At 72.4% G+C, this 21192-nt stretch carries 21 protein-coding genes; 7 read left to right on the forward strand and 14 right to left on the reverse strand.

From position 1 onward, the window contains the following. Nucleotides 1–33: 33 nt before the first annotated feature. Together MUY14_RS19245 and MUY14_RS19250 are read right to left on the reverse strand one after the other, a co-directional pair. On the reverse strand, nucleotides 34–1626 hold the full coding sequence (locus MUY14_RS19245; protein WP_247024392.1) for an MFS transporter: 1593 nt from the start codon (nucleotides 1624–1626) through the stop codon (nucleotides 34–36). Nucleotides 1627–1754: 128 nt separating this feature from the next. Next, a complete protein-coding gene (locus MUY14_RS19250) occupies nucleotides 1755–2387 on the reverse strand; it encodes a dTDP-4-dehydrorhamnose 3,5-epimerase family protein (RefSeq protein ID WP_247025172.1) in 633 nt (210 codons plus the stop codon). Nucleotides 2388–2624: 237 nt separating this feature from the next. On the opposite strand from MUY14_RS19250, the gene MUY14_RS19255 reads away from it, so the two are divergent. Further along, entirely contained in the window at nucleotides 2625–3788 is a 1164-nt protein-coding gene (locus MUY14_RS19255) for an aminotransferase class I/II-fold pyridoxal phosphate-dependent enzyme (RefSeq protein WP_247024393.1), read from the forward strand. Between the two features lie 49 nt (nucleotides 3789–3837). On the opposite strand, the gene MUY14_RS19260 is transcribed toward MUY14_RS19255, so the two are convergent. After that, nucleotides 3838–4617, reverse strand: coding sequence for a bifunctional 2-polyprenyl-6-hydroxyphenol methylase/3-demethylubiquinol 3-O-methyltransferase UbiG (locus MUY14_RS19260; protein ID WP_247024394.1), 780 nt, complete (start codon nucleotides 4615–4617; stop codon nucleotides 3838–3840). Next, on the reverse strand, nucleotides 4614–5135 hold the full coding sequence (locus tag MUY14_RS19265; protein ID WP_247024395.1) for a pyridoxamine 5'-phosphate oxidase family protein: 522 nt from the start codon (nucleotides 5133–5135) through the stop codon (nucleotides 4614–4616). Before MUY14_RS19265 ends, MUY14_RS19260 begins: the two co-directional genes overlap by 4 nt. Nucleotides 5136–5344: 209 nt before the next feature. Between MUY14_RS19265 and MUY14_RS19270 the strand changes: the two genes are divergently transcribed. Both MUY14_RS19270 and MUY14_RS19275 read left to right on the forward strand, forming a co-directional pair. Then, nucleotides 5345–6703, forward strand: coding sequence for a nucleotide disphospho-sugar-binding domain-containing protein (locus MUY14_RS19270; protein ID WP_247024396.1), 1359 nt, complete (start codon nucleotides 5345–5347; stop codon nucleotides 6701–6703). A 25-nt stretch (nucleotides 6704–6728) separates the two neighbouring features. Beyond that, nucleotides 6729–8084: an NAD(P)/FAD-dependent oxidoreductase gene (locus MUY14_RS19275; RefSeq protein WP_247024397.1), complete on the forward strand. Its 1356-nt coding sequence runs from the start codon at nucleotides 6729–6731 to the stop codon at nucleotides 8082–8084. Here the strand turns inward: MUY14_RS19275 and MUY14_RS19280 are convergent. The 6 genes from MUY14_RS19280 to MUY14_RS19305 all read right to left on the reverse strand — a co-directional run bounded on the left by MUY14_RS19280 (nucleotide 8081) and on the right by MUY14_RS19305 (nucleotide 13397). Further along, nucleotides 8081–9082, reverse strand: a complete 1002-nt coding sequence (locus MUY14_RS19280) for a proline racemase family protein (RefSeq protein ID WP_247024398.1) — start codon at nucleotides 9080–9082, stop codon at nucleotides 8081–8083. The two genes, MUY14_RS19275 and MUY14_RS19280, sit on opposite strands and share 4 nt — an antisense overlap. Next, nucleotides 9082–9993 carry a dihydrodipicolinate synthase family protein gene (locus MUY14_RS19285; RefSeq protein WP_247024399.1) on the reverse strand — a complete coding sequence of 304 codons (912 nt, stop codon included), beginning with the start codon at nucleotides 9991–9993 and terminating at the stop codon, nucleotides 9082–9084. The genes MUY14_RS19280 and MUY14_RS19285 overlap by 1 nt, the downstream gene beginning before the upstream one ends. Nucleotides 9994–10066: 73 nt before the next feature. Continuing rightward, nucleotides 10067–11353, reverse strand: a complete 1287-nt coding sequence (locus MUY14_RS19290) for an NAD(P)/FAD-dependent oxidoreductase (protein WP_247024400.1) — start codon at nucleotides 11351–11353, stop codon at nucleotides 10067–10069. Then, on the reverse strand, nucleotides 11350–11598 hold the full coding sequence (locus MUY14_RS19295; protein WP_247025173.1) for a (2Fe-2S)-binding protein: 249 nt from the start codon (nucleotides 11596–11598) through the stop codon (nucleotides 11350–11352). The genes MUY14_RS19290 and MUY14_RS19295 overlap by 4 nt, the downstream gene beginning before the upstream one ends. A gap of 2 nt (nucleotides 11599–11600) precedes the next feature. Next, nucleotides 11601–12767 (reverse strand): FAD-binding oxidoreductase, encoded by a 1167-nt coding sequence (locus MUY14_RS19300; RefSeq protein WP_247024401.1) that lies wholly within the window; start codon nucleotides 12765–12767, stop codon nucleotides 11601–11603. Between the two features lie 60 nt (nucleotides 12768–12827). Further along, a complete protein-coding gene (locus MUY14_RS19305; protein ID WP_247024402.1) occupies nucleotides 12828–13397 on the reverse strand; it encodes a helix-turn-helix domain-containing protein in 570 nt (189 codons plus the stop codon). Nucleotides 13398–13550: 153 nt separating this feature from the next. Between MUY14_RS19305 and MUY14_RS19310 the strand changes: the two genes are divergently transcribed. Both MUY14_RS19310 and MUY14_RS19315 read left to right on the forward strand, forming a co-directional pair. Further along, nucleotides 13551–13793 carry a hypothetical protein gene (locus MUY14_RS19310; protein WP_247024403.1) on the forward strand — a complete coding sequence of 81 codons (243 nt, stop codon included), beginning with the start codon at nucleotides 13551–13553 and terminating at the stop codon, nucleotides 13791–13793. Nucleotides 13794–13845: 52 nt separating this feature from the next. Then, on the forward strand, nucleotides 13846–14844 hold the full coding sequence (locus MUY14_RS19315; RefSeq protein WP_396126859.1) for a methyltransferase: 999 nt from the start codon (nucleotides 13846–13848) through the stop codon (nucleotides 14842–14844). Here the strand turns inward: MUY14_RS19315 and MUY14_RS19320 are convergent. The 3 genes from MUY14_RS19320 to MUY14_RS19330 form a co-directional block, all read right to left on the reverse strand. Then, nucleotides 14832–15128: a DUF1540 domain-containing protein gene (locus MUY14_RS19320; RefSeq protein WP_247024404.1), complete on the reverse strand. Its 297-nt coding sequence runs from the start codon at nucleotides 15126–15128 to the stop codon at nucleotides 14832–14834. The genes MUY14_RS19315 and MUY14_RS19320 overlap by 13 nt on opposite strands. An 87-nt stretch (nucleotides 15129–15215) precedes the next feature. Continuing rightward, the gene (locus tag MUY14_RS19325; protein ID WP_247024405.1) at nucleotides 15216–16553 is read right to left on the reverse strand and encodes an MFS transporter; all 1338 of its coding nucleotides are present in this window, start codon (nucleotides 16551–16553) and stop codon (nucleotides 15216–15218) included. A gap of 441 nt (nucleotides 16554–16994) precedes the next feature. Next, nucleotides 16995–19007, reverse strand: a complete 2013-nt coding sequence (locus tag MUY14_RS19330; RefSeq protein WP_247024406.1) for a phosphocholine-specific phospholipase C — start codon at nucleotides 19005–19007, stop codon at nucleotides 16995–16997. Between the two features lie 152 nt (nucleotides 19008–19159). On the opposite strand from MUY14_RS19330, the gene MUY14_RS19335 reads away from it, so the two are divergent. Then, complete coding sequence (locus MUY14_RS19335) at nucleotides 19160–19708, forward strand: MarR family winged helix-turn-helix transcriptional regulator (protein ID WP_247024407.1); 549 nt, start codon at nucleotides 19160–19162, stop codon at nucleotides 19706–19708. Continuing rightward, nucleotides 19705–20103, forward strand: a complete 399-nt coding sequence (locus MUY14_RS19340; protein ID WP_247024408.1) for a hypothetical protein — start codon at nucleotides 19705–19707, stop codon at nucleotides 20101–20103. Before MUY14_RS19335 ends, MUY14_RS19340 begins: the two co-directional genes overlap by 4 nt. A 60-nt stretch (nucleotides 20104–20163) precedes the next feature. On the opposite strand, the gene MUY14_RS19345 is transcribed toward MUY14_RS19340, so the two are convergent. Next, nucleotides 20164–21147, reverse strand: a complete 984-nt coding sequence (locus MUY14_RS19345) for a DUF5914 domain-containing protein (protein ID WP_247024409.1) — start codon at nucleotides 21145–21147, stop codon at nucleotides 20164–20166. Nucleotides 21148–21192 lie beyond the last annotated feature (45 nt).

Genomic DNA, 21192 nt, shown 5'->3' on the forward strand with positions numbered 1-21192 from the left:
CGGGGGCAGGGGTGTGCCCCCGGCGATCGCGGTCTAGGCGGCCTCTTCGGCCTCCACCGGCTGCGGCGTGATGTCGGCGTCGGCCGGCGCGGCCTCCTCGCCGTCCATGCGGACGTTGCGGAACAGGACCAGCGCGAGCGTCGCCAGCAGCGCGATGAGAATCGCGCAGACCAGCGCCGCCACGGCGAACCCGCTGGTGAACGCCTCCCGGACCGAGGTGAGCAGCGTGGTGCCGACCTGGCCGGACAGGCTCTGCGCGGCGGCCGTGCCCTCGGCGATGCCACCGTTGGCGGCGGTGGCGACGTCCGACGGCACCCCGGCCGGGACCTCGATCTGCCCGCGGTAGGCGGCGGTGGCGATGCTGCCGAACAGCGCGATCCCGAGCGCGATGCCGAGTTCGTTGCTGGTCTGCGAAATCGCGCCGGCCGCGCCCGCCTTCTCCGGCGGGGCCGAGCCGATCACCAGGTTGATGCCCAGCACCACCATCGGGGAGAGCCCGCCGGTGGCGAGGACCGTGCCGATCACCGTGACCGGCAGCCCGTTCGTCACCGGAACCTGCGTGAGCAGCAGGAACCCGGCGGCGGAGATCGCCATCCCCACCGCGATGACGAACGCCGGGCGGAACCGCTGCGCGAGCGGCGGCGCCACCATGTACCCGACCATCATCGCGACGGTGTACGGGATCAGCCAGAGGCCGGAGTTCAGCGGCGACAAGCCGAGCACGAGCTGCAGGTACTGGTTGAACAGCAGCAGGATGCCGCTGATCGTGGAGCCGCCGAGCAGCAGGATGCCGAGCGCGCCGCTGAAGGCGGGCCGGCCGAGCAGGCGGATGTCCAGCAGCGGGTCGGCGAGCCGGCGCTGCCGCCGGACGAACGCCGTGCCGAACAGCAGCCCCACCACGAGGACGATGGTCGGCACGAGCACCGCCTCGCCGCGGGCCAGTTCCTTCAAGCCGTAGATCACCGGCAGGACCGCGGCCAGCGACAACCCGGCGCTGATCAGGTCCAGCCTGCCGCCCGTCGTCGCGGGTTCGGACCGCGGCAGCAGGATCGGCGCGGCGACGAGCAGCAGCACCATCACCGGCAGGCCGAGCAGGAACACCGAGCCCCACCAGAACGCCGACAGCATCACGCCGCCGACCAGCGGGCCGATCGCCAAGCCGACCATGAAGCAGCTCGTCCAGATGCTGAGCGCCATGCCGCGCTGCTTCGCGTCGCGGAACATGTTGCTGATCAGGGCCATCTCGGTCGGGACCAAAGTGGACCCGGCGATCCCGAGCGCGGCCCGGGCGATGATGAGCATCGTCGCGCTGGTCGAAAACGCGGCCACGGCCGACGCCGCGCTGAACAGCGTCGCGCCGATCATCAGCAGTTTCCGGTGCCCGATGCGGTCGCCGAGGTTCCCGCTCGTGACCAGGAGACCGGCGATGGTGAACCCGTAGATGTCGATGATCCACAGCATTTGCGAACTACTGGGGTGCAAATCCGCGGTCACGTGCGGAATCGCCAGGAGCAACACGCTCATGTCCAGCGCCAGCAGCAGGGTCGGAAGGGTGAGGACGGCCAGGCCGACCCACTCCCGCCTGCCCGCCCGCTCACCGGAGTGGGTCGAGCTGTTCGTTGTCATGAGAAGCCCTTCATGCGTCCGGCATATACCGTCAACCCTCGACCGGTTCGCCGGTGCGGGCATCCTCGAAAATGCGCAGTTGGGGCTTCTTTGCGGCGCGGACGCGGTTTCGACACTATGTTCGCAATTCAGTGCGCCGATGTCGAATAGGCGTGCGCCGGATTTTCGCGCAGCCGCCGGTAGTGCGTCAGGCATTCCTCGTACCGCGGCAGCAGCCCCTCTTCCCGCGCCCGGGCCAGCCGGGGTGCCGCGCGGTCCTTGTCCGAGAGCAGCGGCTCGACGCCGGCCGGCCACGGCAGGCCCAGGTCCGGGTCCAGCGGGTCGAGGCCGTGCTCGCGGCCCGCGTCGTACTCGGTCGTGCACAGGTAGGACAGCACCGTGTCGTCCTCGAGGGCCATGATCGCGTGGCCGAGGCCCTCCGGCACGTAGACCGCGCGGAATTCGTGCGGGTCCAGGCGCACCGCGTCCACCACGCCGAAGGTCGGGGAACCGACGCGGATGTCGGCCACCACGTCCAGCAGCGCCCCTCGCGAGCAGTAGACGTACTTCGCCTGGCCGGGCGGCACGTCGGCGTAGTGCAGACCCCGGATCGTGCCGCGCCGGGACCGGCTGTGGTTCAGCTGCGCCACCTTCAGCGGGTGCCCGACGGCTTTGACGAATCCCTCTTCCTGGAACGGGCACACGAACAGGCCCCGCTCGTCCGGGAACACCCGCGGGCTGAACTCGAACGCCCCGGGCACGGCCAGTTCCCTGGCTTCCACGGTGCTCGGCGGCACCGGTCGTGCACTCGTGCCGACGGCGGCCGCGACACGGCCTCTGACCTCTTCCAATGTGCCCACCCTCTTCCGGACCGGCGATGAACGCGAAGACGTGAGGCAGGATTATCGCGCACAAAACGGTCAGATCGCCATCAACGGGACCAAGAAGTCCTTCCGTGCGCAACTACGCGGAACACGGCCGGCCTGCCGGTGAACGCGGCCGGCCGGGAAGGAGTGCAGATGACAGAGTCACCGCCGCGGTTCAGCACCCCGCTGCACGTCGGCCGTCCGAACATCGGCGACCGGAGCCGGTTCCTCGACCGCCTCGGCGGCGCGCTGGACCGGCAATGGCTGGCCAACAACGGCCCGCTGGTGCGGGAATTCGAGGCGAGGGTCGCCGAACTCGCCTCGACCCGGCACTGCGTCCCGGTCGGCAACGCGACGGTCGGCATCCAGATCGCGGCGAAGGCGGCCGGGGTCGAGCCGGGCGACGAGGTCGTCGTCCCCTCGTTCACCTCGCCCGCGACGGCCCACGCGCTGCACTGGATCGGGGCCACGCCGGTGTTCTGCGACGTCGACGACACCGCCAACGCCGACCCGGCCCACGTCGCCCGCCTGATCGGGCCGCGGACGCGGGCGATCGTCGGCGTGCACGTGTTCGGCAGGCCGTGCGCCATCGACCGGCTGTCCGAACTAGCGGAGCGGCACGGCATCCCGCTCATCCTGGACGCCGCCCAGGCAGTCGGCTGCACCTACCGCGGCGCGCCGATCGGCGGGTTCGGCGTCGCCGAGGTGTTCAGCTTCCACGCGACCAAGTACCTGAACAGCTTCGAAGGCGGGGCCATCGTCACCGACGACGACGAGCTCGCCGAACGCGCCCGCGCCATGCGCAACCTGGGGATGAACGACGAGCGCGACCAGGTGGTGTGCGGCATCAACGGGCGGATGACCGAGGCGTCCGCCGCGATGGGGCTGACTTCCCTCGAAGCGATGGAGACGATCGTCTCCGCGAACCGGCGCAACCACCGGCTCTACCGGACGGGACTGGCCGGCCTCGACGGCGTGCGCCTGCACGAAATGGCGCCCGGAGAACGCGCCAACTACCAGTACGTCGTCATCGAGGTCGACGGCGACGTCAGCAGGGCCGATCGCGACACCGTGCTCGACGCGCTGGCCCGGCACAACGTGCTGGCCCGGCGCTACTTCCACCCCGGCTGCCACCAGATCCCGCCGTACCGCGACCACCCGGCGCTGCACACGCCGCTGCCGCTGCCGCGCACGGAAGCGTTGTGCGGCCGGGTGCTTTCGCTGCCGACCGGGACGGCCGTCGGCGCCGTGGAGATCGCGGGCATCTGCGAGATCATCCGGGAGACGTGCACGGAGGGGCAGGCCCGGGCCGCCTGACGGGAAGGCCGGACCTCGGGTGAGGTCCGGCCTTCCCGCGCCGCGGCGTTCAGGAATCCTTGCGCACGGCGATGAACAGGCCCGGCGCGTTGTGCGGGCGCTCGCCGAGCCGCCACGGGATGTCGGCGAACTCGACCGCGCAGCCGGCGTCTTCGAACGCGCTCACGTACTCCTCGCGGGCGAACAGCTGCATCAGGAAGATGTCGGTCCACTCGCGGATGCCGTCCGGCTGGGCGACGACGAACTTGATCTCCACGCGGGCGCTGTCGCCCTGGCGGGTGGAGTGCGTGACGCGCGAGACGATCCGCCGCTCCTCCTCCACCAGGTGCCCGCCGACGTACCCGTCGAGGAACTGCTCGGGGAACCAGCCGGGCTCGACCACGAGCACGCCACCGGGTTCCAGGTGCTTCACCAGCTGGGCGACGGCGAGCCGCATGTCGGCCAGCGTCTCCACGCAGGCGATCGCGTTGCCGAGGCAGACGACGGCGTCGAAGGTGCGGCCCAGGTCGAACGTGCGCATGTCGCCGGGGTGCACGGCGACGTCGGGCAGCCGGCGCCGCGCGACCGAGCGCATGGCTTCGGCGAGCTCGACGCCTTCGGTGTGGTCGAACGCCTTGCCGAACCGGCCCAGGTGGGCGCCCGTCCCGCAGGCGACGTCCAGCAGGCTCTCCGCCGCGGGCCGCCGCGACCGGATGATCCGGGTGATGTCGTCGGCTTCGTTCTCGTAGTTCTTGCCGCGGCTGGTGAACACCAGGTCGTACAGCTCGGCGTGCGCGTCGCCCCAGGCGCCGTGGATGTCGGCCCAGCTGCGCTCGGTTTCGTCGGTCATGCCGCCTCCTCCCCGAAACGCCAGCGCGCGGACCCGAAGGGCTCCGAGGTGCCCAGGCCGAACACGGTGCTGACGGTGACTTCGTACAGCTCGTACGGCGGCGGTCCCGCGGTGGGCGCGCCGAAGGGCGCGGTGAACGCGCCGTCCTCGACGGTGACGGGCCAGCCGTACTTGTCGATGTACGCCTCGGCGATCCGCTGGAGCTCGCCCTCGTCGGTCACCTTGGCGGCCTTGCCCTCGATGACGATGTCCAGGTCGTCGCTGGTGGCCGTGATGACGCAGTGCGGGTTCTCCGCGAGGTTCTTCGCCTTGCGCGCGCCCGGGTTGGACGTGAAGTACATCGAACCGTCGACCCAGACGCCGAACAGCGGCATGACGTGCGGCCGGCCGTCCGGGCGCACGGTCGAGAGCCAGTACGTGGAGTTGCCGTGGACCAGCCCCTTTTCCGCCAGCTCCCAGCTCGGTGCGGGTGCGTCGTACCCGCTGATCACCTTGCCTTCAGGTGCTTTCGCGTTCATCCGGCTTCCTCCTCACAGCCCGGTTCGAGGCAAGAGTCGCATTTGTCCAGCTTTCGTCAGTGATCATGACGGACCGGGCCGCGGATTGCTTCTCCGAGGGTGCTCAGTGCTCCCGGCACCGTCCGATCAGGACGGTCTCGCACTCGGGAAGAAGACCGCCGGATCGGGCGTAGCGACTATTGGGAACAAATAGGATGTAAGGAGTCGTCATGCGCGTCGCGTTCGCCTTATGGCCGAACCCCGTCCACCTGTATCCGATGGTCCCGCTCGCCTGGGCGCTGCGTGCCGCCGGGCACGAGGTCTACGTGGTGTCGCACCCGGCGCTCGCCACCATGGCCACCAACTCGGGCCTGCCGTTCGTCCCCGTGTGCGACGAGGACGCGATGCCCGTACCGATGGGGCCGGGCAACGCCTACACCGAGGAACGGGCCAAGGTCGAGCTGATCACCGAGGCGCTGGACCTGCCCGACGCGGCCCGGGAGCGGTGGAACATCTTCAGCCAGTTCCTGCTGCCGTCCATGTGGGACTTCAACCCCTACCAGGGCGACGCGACCTCCCTGCCCGCGATGGACGGGCTCGTCGAGTTCTTCCGCGGCTGGCGCCCCGACCTCGTCATCTGGGACCCGTGCTTCGCCGGCGCCGGGGTGGCCGCGCGGGCGGTGGGGGCCCGGCACGCCCGGTACACCGGGCCGGACTTCGTCGGCTGGTGCCTCGACACGTTCGAAGAAATCACCGGACGGCCGGGCGCACCGGCGATCGAGAACCCGCTGGCCGAGACCGTGCGGCCGATGGCCGAGAAGTACGGCGTCCCGGTCGACCGCGAGACGATGCTCGGGCAGTGGACGCTGAACCCGATGCCGGCGGCCATCAACTGGCCGGTCGACACGACGATGGTCCCGGTGCGCTGGATCCCGCACGCCAACGCCGAGATCATCCCGGACTGGCTCTACCCGCTCCCGGACCGGCCCCGCGTCGCGCTGTCGCTCGGGCTGTCGATGCGCAACTACATGACCACCGGCTGGGAGTACGTCGAGGTGCTGCTCGAAGCGCTGGGCGGCCTGGACGTCGAGGTCATCGCGACGCTCAACCAGAAGCAGCTGAGCGCGGTCTCGCACATCCCCGACAACGTGCGGGTGGTCGACTACGTCCCCCTCGACCAGCTGATGCCGACCTGTTCGGCGCTGATCCACCACGGCGGGTTCGGCACCACGATCGCCGCCGCGACCTCGCGCGTGCCGCAGCTCGTCGTGGACTTCCTCGAGGAGGACGTCACTGCGGTCGCCCTCGACGGCGGCATCGCGGCCACCCGGTACGTCGTCGCGCCCACCACCGTCGGGTTCGTCTCCGGCCCGGGCGCCGGCGACGTGATCGACCTGAGCCGTCCCTCGATCGAGGCGATCCGCGCCCAGGTCACCCGGGTCCTCACCGACGAATCCTTCCGGCACGGCGCGGACCGCCTCTACGGCGACCTGCTGACCGCGCCCAGCCCCACCGACGTCGTCGCCCAGCTGGAGAAGCTCGCACAGCCGTCGCGCTTCTCGAATCGTGTCACCTATCGAGCCGCCTAGGCGCGCTCCTTAAGGAGGTGCCGGGATGAGCAACGGAAGCGCAGAGCGCGCCGTGGTCCTCGGCGGAAGCATCGCGGGGCTGCTCGCGGCCCGCGTCCTCGCCGACGTCCACGGCGAGGTGCTGGTGGTGGACCGCGACCGGTTCACCGGGCCCGGGGTGCGCCAGAGCGTGCCGCAGGGCCGGCACGCCCACGGCCTGCTGGCCCGGGGGCAGCAGGCGGTGGAGGAGCTGTTCCCCGGGCTCACCGACGAGCTGCGCGGGGCCGGTGTCCCGGTCGGCGACGTCTCGGCGCGGATGCGCTGGTACGTCGACGGGCACCGGCTGCGGCCGGGCCCGACCGGCCTGCTCATCATCGGCGCCGCGCGGCCGGTGCTGGAGCACCACGTGCGGGCCCGCGTCGCCGCGTTGCCCAACGTGACGTTCGTCGAGGGCCACGACATCGCGGGCCTCGCCGCGACGGCCGACGGGAGCCGGGTCACCGGCGTCCACGTGCAGGAGCGCGTCGCAGGCAGCGAGCCGCGGCGCCTCGACGCCGCTCTCGTCGTCGACGCCACCGGCCGCGGCTCGCGGGCCCCCAAGTGGCTGCGCGACCTGGGCTACCCGGAGGTGCCCGAGGAGCGCGTCAAGGTCGACCTGGCGTACACGAGCCGCCGCTACCGGCTGCGCACCAACCCGTTCACCGAAGAGCAGTCGATCAACGTGATCGCGACCCCCGGCCACCCGCGCGGGGCGTTCTTCCACACCCTCGGCGGCGGCGAGTGCCTGCTGTCGCTCACCGGGTTGCTGGGCGACCACCCGCCGACCGACCCCGGGGAGTTCCTGGCGTACGCGAAATCCCTGCCCGTGCCGGACATCCACGACGCCATCGCGGACGCGGAGCCGCTGACCGACCCGGTGTGCTTCCGCTTCCCGGCGAGCACGCGGCGGCACTACGAGCAGCTGTCCCGCGTGCCGGACGGCTTCCTCGTCGTCGGCGACGCGTTCTGCGTGTTCAACCCGGTGTACGGCCAGGGCATGACGGTGGCGACGCTGCAGGCCCAGACGTTGCGCCGGCACCTCGGCCGCGGCCACGCACCCCGGCCGGCGGAGTTCTTCGCCGACGCGGCCCGCGTGGTCGACGCCCCGTGGGAGATCGCCGCGGGCGGCGACCTCGCCTTCCCGGGCGTGACCGGCCGTCGCACGGTGAAGACGAACATCGGCAACGCCTACGTGTCCCGCGTCCAGTCCGCGGCCACGCTCGACGCCGAGGTGACGAACGCCTTCATGCGCGTGGCCGGGCTGATCGACCCGCCGCAGGCCCTGATGCGGCCCCGGCTGGCGTTGCGCGTGCTGCGCGGCGCTCGCCGGGCCGCCCGGGACGACGACCAGCTCGCCGCTTAGAGCACGAAGCCCGCCGGGAAGGGGTCCGTCGGGTCCAGCAGGTAGGTGGCGGTGCCGGTGATCCACGCCCGGCCCGAGAACTCCGGGATCACCGCCGGCACCCCGCCCACCTCGGTCTCCGCCACCAGTTCGCCGGTGAACGTCGTGCCGATGAACGAGCTGTTCTCGAACGGCGTGTGCAGCGGGAGCTCGCCGCGGGCGTGCAGCTGCGCCATCCGGGCGGACGTGCCGGTGCCGCACGGCGAGCGGTCGAACCAGCCCGGGTGGATGGCCATCGCGTTGCGCGAAGCCTTCGCGTCCGAGCCCGGTGCGAGGAACTGGACGTGCTTGCAGCCGCCGATCAGCGGGTCTTCGGGGTGCTTCGGGGGCCGCTGCTCGTTGATCGCGGCCATGATCTCCAGGCCCGCGCCCAGGATCCGGTCCTTTTCGGCCCGGTCGAACGCGATGTCCACTTGGGACAGTTCGAGGATGGCGTAGAAGTTCCCGCCGTACGCGAGGTCGTAGCGGACGTCACCAAGGCCCGGCACGGAAACCACGGCGTCGCGCTCGGCGAGGAACGACGCGACGTTGCGCAGCTTGACCCGCTCGGCGCGCCCGTCGCGGACGGTGACCTCGGCGTGCACCAGCCCCGCCGGGGTGTCCAGGCGCACCACGGTCACCGGCTCGGTCACCTCGACCATGCCGGTCTCCACCAGCACCGTCGCGACGCCGATCGTGCCGTGGCCGCACATCGGCAGGCAGCCGGACACCTCGATGTAGACCACGCCCCAGTCGGCGTCGGCGCGGCAGGGCGGCTGCAGGATCGCGCCGCTCATCGCGGAGTGCCCGCGCGGCTCGTGCACCAGGAACTGCCGGATGTGGTCGAGGTTCGCCATGAAGTACCGGCGGCGCTCGCCCATCGTGGCGCCCGGGATCGGGGCGACGCCGCCGGTCACCACCCGCGTCGGCATGCCTTCGGTGTGCGAATCGACCGCCGTGATCGCGCGCGAGGACCGCATCACGCCACCCCCAGCGCGGCCAGCGCGCGGCCCATGTCCGCGCGGACCTGCTCGCGGTGGATGTCCGAGAGCGGCCCCCGCGGCGGGCGGCACGGGCCGCCGCGCCGCCCCACCATGTCCATCCCGAGCTTGATCGCCTGCACGAACTCGGTGCGCGAGTCCCAGCGGAACGCGGCCACCAGCGGCTCGTACAGCGCCCTGGCCTCGTCGAGCTTACCCGCCGTGGCGAGTTCGAACAGGCGCGCCGACTCGGCCGGGAAGACGTTGGGGAACCCGGCGAACCAGCCGGTGGCGCCCATCAGCAGGCTTTCCAGGACGACGTCGTCGGCACCGCTGATGACGGCCAGCCCGGGCGCGCGTTCCCGGATCTCGAGCACGCGCCGGACGTCGCCGGAGAACTCCTTGACCGCCACCACGTTGTCGATCTGCGCGATCTCGGCCAGCAGGTCCGGGGTGAGGTCGACCTTGGTGTCGAAGGGGTTGTTGTAGACCATCACCGGCAGCCCCGCCGAAGCGACGGCTTCGAAGTGGGCGAGCACCTCGCCGCGGTTGGCGCGGTAGAGCGTCGGCGGCAGGCACAGCACGCCGTGCGCGCCGTCCTCGGCCGCCGCCTCGGCCCAGTACCGGGCCTGGTGCGCGCCGGGACCGTGCACCCCGGCGACGACGATCCCGTCATCCCCCACGGCCTCGATCGCGGTGCGCGCGACGCGGCGGCGTTCCTCGTCGGTGAGCGAGGAGTACTCGCCGAGCGACCCGTTCGGGCCGACCCCGCGGCAGCCGTTTTCCACCAGCCACCGGCAGTGCTCGGCGTAGGCGTCGTAGTCGACGGCCAGCCCGGCGGGCGCGCGGTCGTCCTCCCGGTAGGGCAGGGCGGCGGCGACGACCACGCCCCCGAGGTCACGGGTGTTCATGCGCGCGCCTCGCTGACGCCCGGCGTGGCCAGAACCCCAAGCGCAGTGTTGGATGATTCGTTCGCAGGCTCACTCATGCCTCGATCTCCTTCGCGTCGGCGAGCTCGCCCAGGCGGATCGGCTGGGCGATCGGACGGTGGTGGCGCTCGGCGGTGCCGCAGAGCGCGCTGACGGCGGCGCCGCACATCCGGCCCTGGCAGGGGCCGAGGCCGGCGCGGGTGCCGAGCTTGAGCGCGTGCGGCCCGGGTGCGGCCGGGTCGCCGGCCGCGCGCGTGAGTTCGCCGGCGGTCGTTTCCTCGCACCGGCAGACGATCGTGTCCTCGCGCAGCCACCCCGGCCAGGCCGCGCCGATCGGGTGGGCGGCGGCCAGGCGGGCGGCGAACGCCCGCGTGCGGTCCCGCTCGCGCAGCAGCGCGCGGTCCGGCACGCCCCCGGCGGCGGCGCACCCGGCGACCGCGCCTTCGGCCGCCGCGGCCACCGCACCGCCGATGCCGGTGAGCTCGCCCGCGGCGAACACCCCCGCGACGCTGGTGCGCTGGTCGTCGCCGACGCGGACGAACCCGCCGTCGAGCGCGCACCCGGCCGCGACGGCCAGTTCGGGCTGGGACGCGAACCCGTGCCCGACGCAGACCGCGTCGACCTCGTAGGTCCGTTCGGTGCCGGGGACGACCGACCAGTCCGCGCGCAGGCGGGCGGTCACGGCTTCGCGGACGCGGTCGTCCCCGCGGGCTTCGACGACCGTGCGGCCCAGGTGGTAAGGCACCCGGTGCCGGGCCAGCGCGGCCGCGTACCGGGCCAGCTCCCCCGCCTTGCGCGCGTCCCGCCACGACCATCCTTTCCGGACGGTCGAGGCCGGGTTCGCTTCCAGGACAGCGAGAACGCCCGCCCCGACGGCCAGGAGGGACTCGGCGACCGGCAGCAGGAACGGCCCGGCCCCGGCGACCAGCACCCGCTTGCCGACGGCCACCCGGTCCCCCTTCGCCAGCGCCTGCGCGGCGCCCGCGGTGAAGACGCCGGGCAGCTGCCAGCCGGGGAAGGGCAGCGTGCGGTCGTGCGCGCCGGTGGCGAGGACCAGCGCGTCGGGCTCGAGGACGTGGCGCTGCCGTCCGGTGCCGTCCGCCGGGCCGCGCAGGACGTGGACGCGCTTGCCGTCGACCGCCCACACCGTGCTTTCCGGCCACCACGTGCACCGGCTCAGCACCGCCTCGAAACCGTGCGGTGCCCCCGGCGGCTGCCGGTGGTACTGCCCGCCCGGCGCGTCGGACTGGTCCAGGATCGTGACGCCGGCGCCGGCCCGCACCGCGTGCGCGGCGGCCGCGAGCCCGGCGGGCCCGGCGCCGACGACGACCACCCGCGTCACGCGTCCGCCCGGGACTGGGTGCGGATCTCGTCGCCGTCGGCGGCGCGGCGGCGGCAGGCGCGGACGTCGGGGACGCCGTTCACGGTCAGCAGGCAGTCGAAGCAGGCACCGATCCCGCAGAACACCCCGCGCGGCGCGCCGGAACGCGTGGTGCGCCACGACTTCCGCCCGGCCGCCAGCAGAACGCCCGCGACGGTCTGGCCTTCGACGCCCGGCACGGGTTCGCCGTCGACGGTGATTTCGATGCTCACGCGACCACCGCCGGGCGGTCCACGGTGAACTCCCCGACCGGCATCGACGGCTCCGCCCCGGTCAGCAGCTCCCGCAGCAGCCGCGCGGTGCCGGCGCTGAGGCCGATGCCCGCGCCCTCGTGTCCCGTTGCGTGCCAGAGGTTTCCCAGCCGCGGGTCCTCGCCGAGCACCGGCAGGTGATCGTCCACATAGGGCCGGAACCCGCCGTAGGCCCGCATCACCGCCGCGTCGGCGAGCGCCGGGAACAGCCGGACGGCCTTGGCCGCGACGGCGCCCAGGACGTCCGGCCGGATCGCGTCGTCGAACCCGACCCGGCGGCGGGACGAGCCGATCAGCACGGTGCCGCCCCGCGTCGACTCGACGACCGCGGACGTCTGGAGGTCGCCGCTGCCGGTGCCGACCGCCCCGACGTAGTCGGCGTCGTAGACCTTGTGCCGCACCACACCGGGCATCGGGGTGGTCACCAGCACCTCGCCGCGGCGCGGCCGGACGGCGATGGGCGCGCCGAGCCGCGCCGAGACCTCCCCGGCCCACGGGCCCGCCGCGTTCACGACGACGTCGGCGTCGAGGACTTCGCCGGGGACGCGGACCCCGGTGAGCCGGCCGCCTTCGACGCGGGCGCCGGTCACTTCGGTGTCGACGCGCAGCCGGGCGCCGTGAGCGAGCGCCGAGCCCAGCAGGGCCAGCGCCGCGCCGGCCGGCTGCACCTGCGCGTCCTCCGGGTAGCGGACGGCCGCAGCCACTTCGCGGGTCAGCGCGGGTTCGGCCGCCGCGACCTCGGCCGCCGACAGCTGCTCGGTGCGCACCCCGGCGGCGGTCTGCCCCTCGGCGAACGCGGTCAGCGCGCGGGCGCCGGCTTCGGTGGTGGCGACGACGATGCCGCCCTTGGCGTCGAACTCCGCCGCGGCCGCCGCACGCGGGTCTTCGGCGGCGATTTCTTCGACCAGCCGCGGCCACAGCCGGTTCGACAGCTGGGCGAGCACCAGCTCCGCGCCCGGTCCCTTGTCGGAGACGAGGAGGTTGCCTTCACCGTGGGAGGTGGTACCGCCCGCGGGCCGGCCGCGGTCGACGACGAGGACGTCGAAGCCGGCCAGGCGGAGTTCCCGGGCGCACGCCGCGCCGACGATCCCAGCGCCGATCACCACCACCCGCGTTCGGTTCATCGACCCTCCAGCGTTCGGTAAAGCGAACGGTCGGAGAGTAGATCCGCGATCGAAGGGGTGTCAATCCCGCAGCACGGGGTGCGGGCGGCCGTCGAGCCGTTCGTCCGCGCGGTACTGCAGCAGCAGCACCGAGTGCACCGGGGCCGCCAGCGCGGTGTAGCTGTGCGGCTCGCGCGCGTCGAACGCCACGTAGTCGCCCGGCCCGAGGTCGACGACCCGGCCGGCCACCTCGACCCGCAGTCCGCCGGTCTGCACGACGGTGTGCTCGACGCCGACGTGCCCCTGCGAGCGCTGCGGCGCGTCCCCCCGCACGACCTGGTCGTACACCTCGAAGACGCTGCTGTCGGCCTCGATCCGGCGCAGCGGCCGCAGGTCGACGCCTTCGCCGCTGAGCACCTCGACGTCGGCCGCCCGCACGACGGTCAGCCCGCCGCGCGGCCGGTGGTCGAGCAGGTCGGAGATCGCCACTTCGAGGGCGCGGGACAGGCTGAAGACCGTCTCGATGGTCGGGTTGCCGGTGCCGGCTTCGAGCTGCGAGAGCGTCGCCTTGCCGATTCCCGAGCGCCGGGACAGCTCGGACAGCGACAGCTCGCGCGAAACCCGGGCCGCACGCAGGTTCACCGCCAGCATGTCCCGGATCGACGGGTCACTCCGCGTTCCACCGTTCGGTAAAGCGTCCACTTGCTCAGCCTTCCGTTCGGCTCGCCGATCGGGCACGTCATGATGCCACGTCCGGCAAAATTGCCCACCACGAACCGCCGCCCGCGGTGTTTCGATGTCCGCATGGTGAAGACTCTGACCACGGGCTTGGCCGTCATCGGCGTCACCGCCGCGCTCCTGGCCACCCCGGCCCAGGCGGCGACGAGGTACTACCAGCAGACCGTCACCGGCTCGACCCAGGCGCAGTGCGAAGCGGCCGGTTCCCAGCTCGCGCAGCAGAAGATGGCCGAGGGCTACCTCGTCACCTGGATCGGCTGCGGGTACTCGAACTTCCACTGGGCGGGCCTCGTCGGCTGGTCCGACTGACCCGCCCCGGCCGGGCGGACTGGCTAACCTGGAGCCGGTGAACATCCTCGCGATGGCCGGTCTGGCCACCCCGATGGCCATCCGGGTGGCCGCGACGCTCAGCCTGGCCGAACGCGCGGGCGACGCGGGCGCGACAGCGGCGCAGCTCGCCGCGGAAACCGGTACCTCCGCACCGGCCCTGGAGTGCCTGCTCGACCACCTCGTGGCGATCGGCGTCTTCGCGGTGACGGACGGCCGTTACCGGCCCACCGAACTCGGCGCGCAGCTGCGGGAGGACGCGCCGGAGGGGGTCAAGCCGCTGCTCGACATCGGCGCCGCGGGCGGGCGCGCCGAACTCGCGTTCGCGGACCTGCTGGGGACGATCACCACCGGCGAGCCGGCCTACGTCCACCGCTACGGGCGGGAGTTCTGGGCGGACATCGACGCGCAGCCGGCCCTGCGGCGCTCGTTCGACGCCCAGATGCGCTGGCGCTTCCGGGTGCAGGCACCGCAGATCGCCGAGCGCTTCGACTGGAGCCGCTTCCCCCGGATCCTCGACGTCGGCGGTGGCGACGGGACGGTGCTCGAAGCGATCCTGCGCGCCCACCCCGACGTCCGCGGCGACGTGCTGGACCTGGCGCCCTCGGCGGCGGCCGCGGCGGAGCGGTTCGCGGCGGCCGGGCTCGGCGACCGGGCCGGCGCGGTGCCGGGCAGCTTCTTCGACCCGCTCCCGGCCGGCGCGGACGCCTACCTGCTGTCGGACATCCTGCACGACTGGGACGACACCCACGCCCGCCGCATCCTCGAGAGCTGCCGCCGGGCCGCGGCGCCGGCCGCCACCGTGGTGGTCGTCGAACCGGTGCGCGACCAGGGCGCGGACACGGCGATCGACCTGTTCATGCTGATGTGCTTCGGCGGTCGTGAACGGACGGTCGGCCGGCTCACCGCGCTGGCCGCCGAAAGCGGTCTCTCGCTGCGCGGTACGACCCCGGTGTCGGACGGCCGGACGGCGCTGGAATTCGCACCGGCCGGAGGGGACGCCCCCTCCGGCCGGGATCGCTACCGCTCGTAGGTCAGGCAGTTCGCCGTGTGCCCGCCCTCGCCGGCGCCGACGCGGACACTGGGCGCGGTGCACTCGAGGGCGGAGTTGTGCCGGCAGTCCACCCGGGAGCAGGCGCCGACCTGCGCGACGACGCGGTCGAGGCCGCCCTTGGTGTTCAGCGGGACGAACGTGCCGCAGTCGGCGGACCCGTTGTCGCCGCCGACGGTGATGGCGAACGCGTGGCAGCCGTCGTGGTTGTAGGAACAACCGCTGACGGTGCACTCGTGCACGGCGGGCATCTCGGTGGTGGTCATGCGGACTCCTGGTTCCGTGGTGGGAAAACAGTCGGTCCCCCGACGTTCCCACCCGGAACCGGGCCCCGCAATGCGCACGGCCCGGCACTACCCGGTCGGGGAACCCCGCCCGGCGGGCGCTTCCACCGCGTCGCCGTCCGTCCGAAGAGGAACACCGCGCCGGTCGCGGACGAAGAACGTCGCGATCAGCCCCAGCACCGTCATCCCCGCGAGGTACGCGCACACCGAGTAGACGGTCCCGGTACTCGACTGCAGGGCTTCGGCGATCGTGGGCGCGAACGCTCCCCCGAGGACGGCGCCGATCGCGTAGGAGATCGCGGCGCCGCTGTAGCGCACCCGCGTCGGGTACATCTCGGCGTACAGCGCGGCCTGCGGACCGTAGGTGAGGCCGAGGCCGACGGAGAACAGGACCAGCGCGAGCACGAGCAGGCCGAGGTTCGCGGTGTCGAGCAGCGCGAAGAACGGGACCATCCACAGGAGCTGGACGGCGAACCCGATGCGGTACACCTTGATCCGCCCGACGCGGTCGGCGAGGTGGCCGCCCACCAGGGTGCTGACCAGCCAGGCGACCGCGGACACCATGACCGCGGCCAGCACCGCGGACCGGTCCAGGTGCAGCGTCTTGACCGCGTAGGACTGGACGTACCCGCCGGTCGTCATGTACCCGACGGCGTTGTTGGCGGCGAACAGCAGGGCGCCGAGCAGGACGAGCACGCCGTGGTGCCGGAACAGCGGAACCAGCGGCAGGCTCGACCGGCTGCGCGTCCGGCGCACCTCTTCGAACACGGGGCTTTCCGCCACGCGGCCGCGGATCAGCAGCCCGACGACGATGAGCACGAAGCTCAGCAGGAACGGGATCCGCCAGCCCCAGGCGAGGAACTGCGCGGGCGTCGTCACGGCCGCGGCCAGCGCGAGGGCGCCGTTGGCGAGCAGCAGCCCGATCGGGACGCCGATCTGCGGGAAGGCACCGTAGAGCCCCCGCCGGTCATCCGGAGCGTGCTCGACGGCGAGCAGCGCGGCACCGCCCCACTCCCCGCCGGCCGAGAGCCCCTGCACGATCCGCAGCACGACGAGCAGAACGGGCGCGGCGACGCCGATCGAGCCGGCGCCGGGGACGAGTCCGATGAGGACGGTCGAGACCCCCATCAGCAGCAGGGTGGCGATCAGCAGCGCCCGCCGCCCGAAGCGGTCACCGAGGTGCCCGGCGACGACGGCCCCGATGGGGCGGAAGAAGAAGCTGATCCCGACGGTCGCGAAGGACAGGAGGAGCGCCTCCTTGCCGAGCGCGGAGAAGTATTGGGTGGCGAAGACGAGCCCGGCCGAGATGGCGTAGACGAAGAAGTCGTACCACTCGATGGTGGTCCCCGCCATGGCGGCGAGGACCACGCGCCGGTGCTCACGATCGATGCTGCCGAACAGTCGCATGACGGCTCCCTTGATGTCCGCTGACCGTGGGGCAGGATCGTATATAATTTTCGATATGATCCGCAAGGGGTCGTTGACATGCGAAAACCCGGCCGATGGGGTGGTCGGCCGGGCTCGCGGGGATGCGAGCGGCACCCTCAAAGCACTTTCGGCTCCGCCGGAGTGGGCGCGGCGGGTTCGCGGCCGGGAAGGACGTCATGAACGAGTCGTTCATGACGTCCGGCGAGGTGAACGGGTCGTTCACACCATGCGGCCCTGGCCTGTACGCGATGCCGACCCCGGGTCCCGCTCAGCACGGCCTCGCACTACCGGGCCACGGCTCAGCAGCGTCCCGCCGCCGGATCGCACTGCGGGACGCCCCGCGCCGCCGAACCGCCGCCGAACCAGGAGGGGCACCCCCATGGTCACGACGACCACGAGGGTGCCCCTCACGACACGAACTCAGTCCGTCAGGATCGCGGGGTCGCTCGTGCTCGGCCGCCCCGTCTCCACGTGGCCCGCCAGGCGGCGCAGGAACTTCGGGTCCCGGTCCGAAGTCACCGAGACGTCGTACCAGTTGTTGCTCCGCCGGATCCCCACCGACTCGACGACCTTCGCCCCCGGCCGCACCAGGCGGGTCACCGCGTGGTGGCCGTAAGCGTCCTTCACCGTCAGGCGTACCGGCACCGAGCCGGGGTTGCTCAGGACGAGCGTCAGGTCACCGTCCCCGCACCGGACCGAAACCTCCGGACCCGCCGCCGCGCCGCGGAACTGGCGGACGAAGCCGCCCGGGCCGTACGCCGTGTAGTCGTAGGGACCGGATACCGGCAGCGTCGCCGTGAGCGAGCGGCCCGCCCCCGCCGTGTACGTCCGCGGCTCCCCCGATGGCGTGACGACGTAGAACGCCGCTCCCGCGCGGCCGTGGCTGGCGAACGTCACCGCCAGGCCGCCGCCGGACAGCCGGGCGTCGGCCGACAAGTCGTACGGGAGTGCCCGCGATCGCCGGAGTCCGCGTTCCTGCTTCGGCAGCACGTTGTTCGCCGGGACGGCCGGGACGTAGTCCGGGTGCCGGTCGCGGTCCGGGGGCTCGTAGCCCGCCGTGTCCGGCAAGGCCGGGACGCGCACATCGGTGCGGGAGAAGTCGAACGCCGAGGTCAGGTCGCCGCACACCGAGCGGCGCCAGGCCGAGATGTTCGGCTCGTGGACGCCGAAGCGCTGCTCGATGAAGCGGATGATCGACGTGTGGTCGAACGTCTCCGAACAGACGTACCCGCCCTTGCTCCACGGCGAGACCACGAGCATCGGCACGCGCTGGCCGAGGCCGTACGGACCGGCCGGGTTCGAGGCCGACCCCGCGAAGATCTCGCCGGAGGTGTCCACAGTGGACTGGCCCGCGGTGGCGTACGGCGGGACGACGTGGTCGAAGAAGCCGTCGTTCTCGTCGTAGGTGATGAGCAGCGCCGTCTTGCTCCACACCTCCGGGTTCGAAGTGAGGGCGTCGAGCACCTGCGCGATGTACCAGGCGCCGTAGTTCACCGGCCAGTTCGGGTGCTCGCAGAACGCCTCCGGCGCCGTGATCCACGAAACCTGCGGCAGCTTCCGGGCCTTGACGTCGGCGCGCAGCCGGTCGAAGTAGCCCTCGCCCGCCTTCGCGTTCGTGCCGGTGCGCGCCTTCTCGTACAGCGCGTCGCCGGGCTTGGCGTTGCGGTAGGAATTGAAGTACAGCAGCGAGTTGTCGCCGTAGTTGCCGCGGTAGGCGTCGTCGATCCAGCCCCAGCCGCCGGCCGCGTCGAGGCCGTCGCCGATGTCCTGGTAGATCTTCCACGACACCCCGGCCTTCTCCAGCCGCTCGGGGTAGGTCGTCCAGGAGTAGCCCTTTTCGTCGTTGCCGAGGACCGGGCCCCCGCCCTGGCCGTCGTTGCCCGTGTACCCCGTCCACATGTAGTAGCGGTTCGGGTCGGTCGAGCCCATGAACGAGCAGTGGTAGGCGTCGCAGATCGTGAACGCGTCGGCCAGCGCGTAGTGGAACGGGATGTCCTCGCGCGTCAGGTACGCCATCGTGGTCGACCCCTTGGCGGGCACCCACTTGTCGTACTTGCCGCCGTTCCACGCCGCGTGCGTGTCGTTCCAGCCGTGCGGGAGGTCCTGGATGAACTGCAGGCCGAGGTTGTCCGCTTCGGGACGGAAGGGCAGGATGTCGCGCTTGCCGTCCGACTGCGCCCAGACCGACTTGCCGTTCGCCAGGGTCGCCGGCCGCGGGTCGCCGTAGCCGCGCACGCCGCGCAGCGTGCCGAAGTAGTGGTCGAACGACCGGTTTTCCTGCATCAGCACCACGATGTGCTCGATGTCCCGCACCGTGCCGCTGTGCCGGTACGCCGGGATCTCCGCCGCGCGGGCGATGCTGGTGGAAAGTGCGGAAAGGGCAGCGGTGCCGCCGGCCAGCTGCAGGAAGCGCCGACGATTGACGTCCGTCATGGGGACTCCGGGGGTGTCGTGGTGAAGAGCCGGGTCAGTATGGGTCGCTGATCGAGAACCTGTGCCGGGACAGAGGCTAACTCCGGTTGAAAGCCTGGTTAACGAGCTTCCCTTCCCAGATATGGAAGTACGTACTAATGTAGTGCTTCACTATGAACGACGTATCTGACGCAGCGTTCGACCGGGATCCCGCCGGCCACCTGTTCTCCCCCGAGGTCCGCGCCGCGCTGGCCGGGTTCGCCGTCGACGGCGACACCGCCGCGCTGGAGGCGGCCGCCGCCGTCCGCTCGGCCGCCCGCAGCCTCGACCAGCTGCGTTCCCGGGGCACCGACAGCCGCGGCCTCAGCCCCGGTGCGCTCGACATCCTCATCCGCCTCGCCGGCCGCGAAGCCGGCACGAACATCAAGGACCTGGCCACGTCCGCCGGGGTCAGCTCACGCAACGTCACCGGCCTCGTCGACACCCTGGAGCGCGCGGGCCTCGCCGCGCGGGTCCCCGATCCCCGCGACCGGCGGTCCGTGCTCGTCCGGATCACCCCGGACGGCCGGACGTGGCTCGAGGACTTCCGGCGCCCCTCCCAGGCGGCGATGGCCGCCGTGTTCCGCGGCTTCACCGCCGAAGAGACGACGGCGCTGCGGCACCTGTGCCTGCGCCTCGTCGAAAACCAGCAGCACCTCGCCCGCTACCTGGAGGACCGATGACCGAGTCGACCCGCGAGGCCGTACAGGCCTACCACCGGGCTCGTTTCGCCGGGGACGTGACCGCCGCGGCCGCCCGGCTCGCGGACACCTTTTCGTTCGAAAGCCCGCTGATCAGCTCCGGCGACGCCCGCGGCCACCTCGACGGGCTCGCCGCGTTCGTGGCGATCGTGACCGGGGTCGAGCTGATCAGCGAACTCTACGGCGATTCGGAGGCCACGCTCGTCTACGACGTGCACACCGCGACCCCGGTGGGCGTCCAGCGCACGGCCGAGCACTTCCGGTTGCGGGACGGGAAGATCGAAGCGATCACACTGATCTTCGACGCCACCCGCTGGCACCCGGTCATGGCAGCGGTGCCCGTCCGCCTGCCCGGATCCGCGGAGACCACGAGCTGAGCTCGAACAACGGACGGGCACCGCCGTGCTCGGTGTACCCGGCGTACCGGGCGGCAAACTTCACCCGCTGCGCAAGGCGTACCGGCGTTCGGCGTAGGCGAGGTCGTCGCGCCACAGCCGCGCCGCCGTGTGGCGCATCAGCGGCCGGATCGCCGGGGCGAGCTTCGCCGCCAGCGCGAACCCCGGCCGCTCGGACGCCGCGATCGTCGCTTCGATGACCGCCGTCCGGGGCTTGCCGTCGGGACCGGGCCCGAGCGGGGTCGCGTGCGTTTCGACGACGCTGCCGACGCCTTCGCCCTCGACGATCCGCATCACGACCGTCCGCGGTTCCGGGCAGAGGAACTCCGCGTGCACCGGCACGCCCGCACGCCCGGCCAGCCGGAACGTCACCTCGACGAGGAACCGGTCCGATCCCTCGGTGCCGTCCGGCGTTTCGAGCACCCGCAGGCGGCTGAACGAATAGGGGTGGAACCACGCGCCGTGCCAGGGGTCGAGCCGGTTCGCCACGACGTCTTCCGGTTCGCACGTCCCGGTCAGCGTCGCCACGGCGTCGATGCTCGGCCCGCCCGCCGGGCGCTCCGGGACCACCGGGCGGTCCGACGGCGGTTCGCCGCCGAGTGCGTCCAAGCGGGCCCAGACGAGGACGCCGTCGTCGTGCGCGGGCACCGGTGACCAGGTGCCGCAGCGCGTGCCGTCGAGCCGGAGGCCGTGCCAGCGGCAGACGAGCCCGCCGCGGTCGATCCGGGCGTCGGCCAGCGGGGCGCCCAGGTGCGGGCACGCGCCCGGGCCGATCCGGACTTCGCCGTCCTCGCCGCGCCACGCGACGAGCTCGTGGCCGCCGACGGTGCTCCCGAAGGGCCGGTCGGCGCGGACCTCGCGGCTCGCGCCGATGACGAACCAGTTGCCGGACGGACGGGCGGACGCGCGTTTCCCCGCCGCTTCGATCAGGGCGGGCGCGCACTCGCGGTACGTCGGTTCCTGTTTCGCCCAAGCGGGTTCTTTGAACAGCTGGACGGGCCATCGCCGGACGTTCACGGGGCCCATCGTCGCCGATCCGCATCGCACTCGCAACGCGACGGCGAGCGCCGC

The sequence above is a fragment of the Amycolatopsis sp. FBCC-B4732 genome (genome assembly GCF_023008405.1).
Taxonomy (GTDB): Bacteria; Actinomycetota; Actinomycetes; order Mycobacteriales; family Pseudonocardiaceae; genus Amycolatopsis; species Amycolatopsis pretoriensis_A.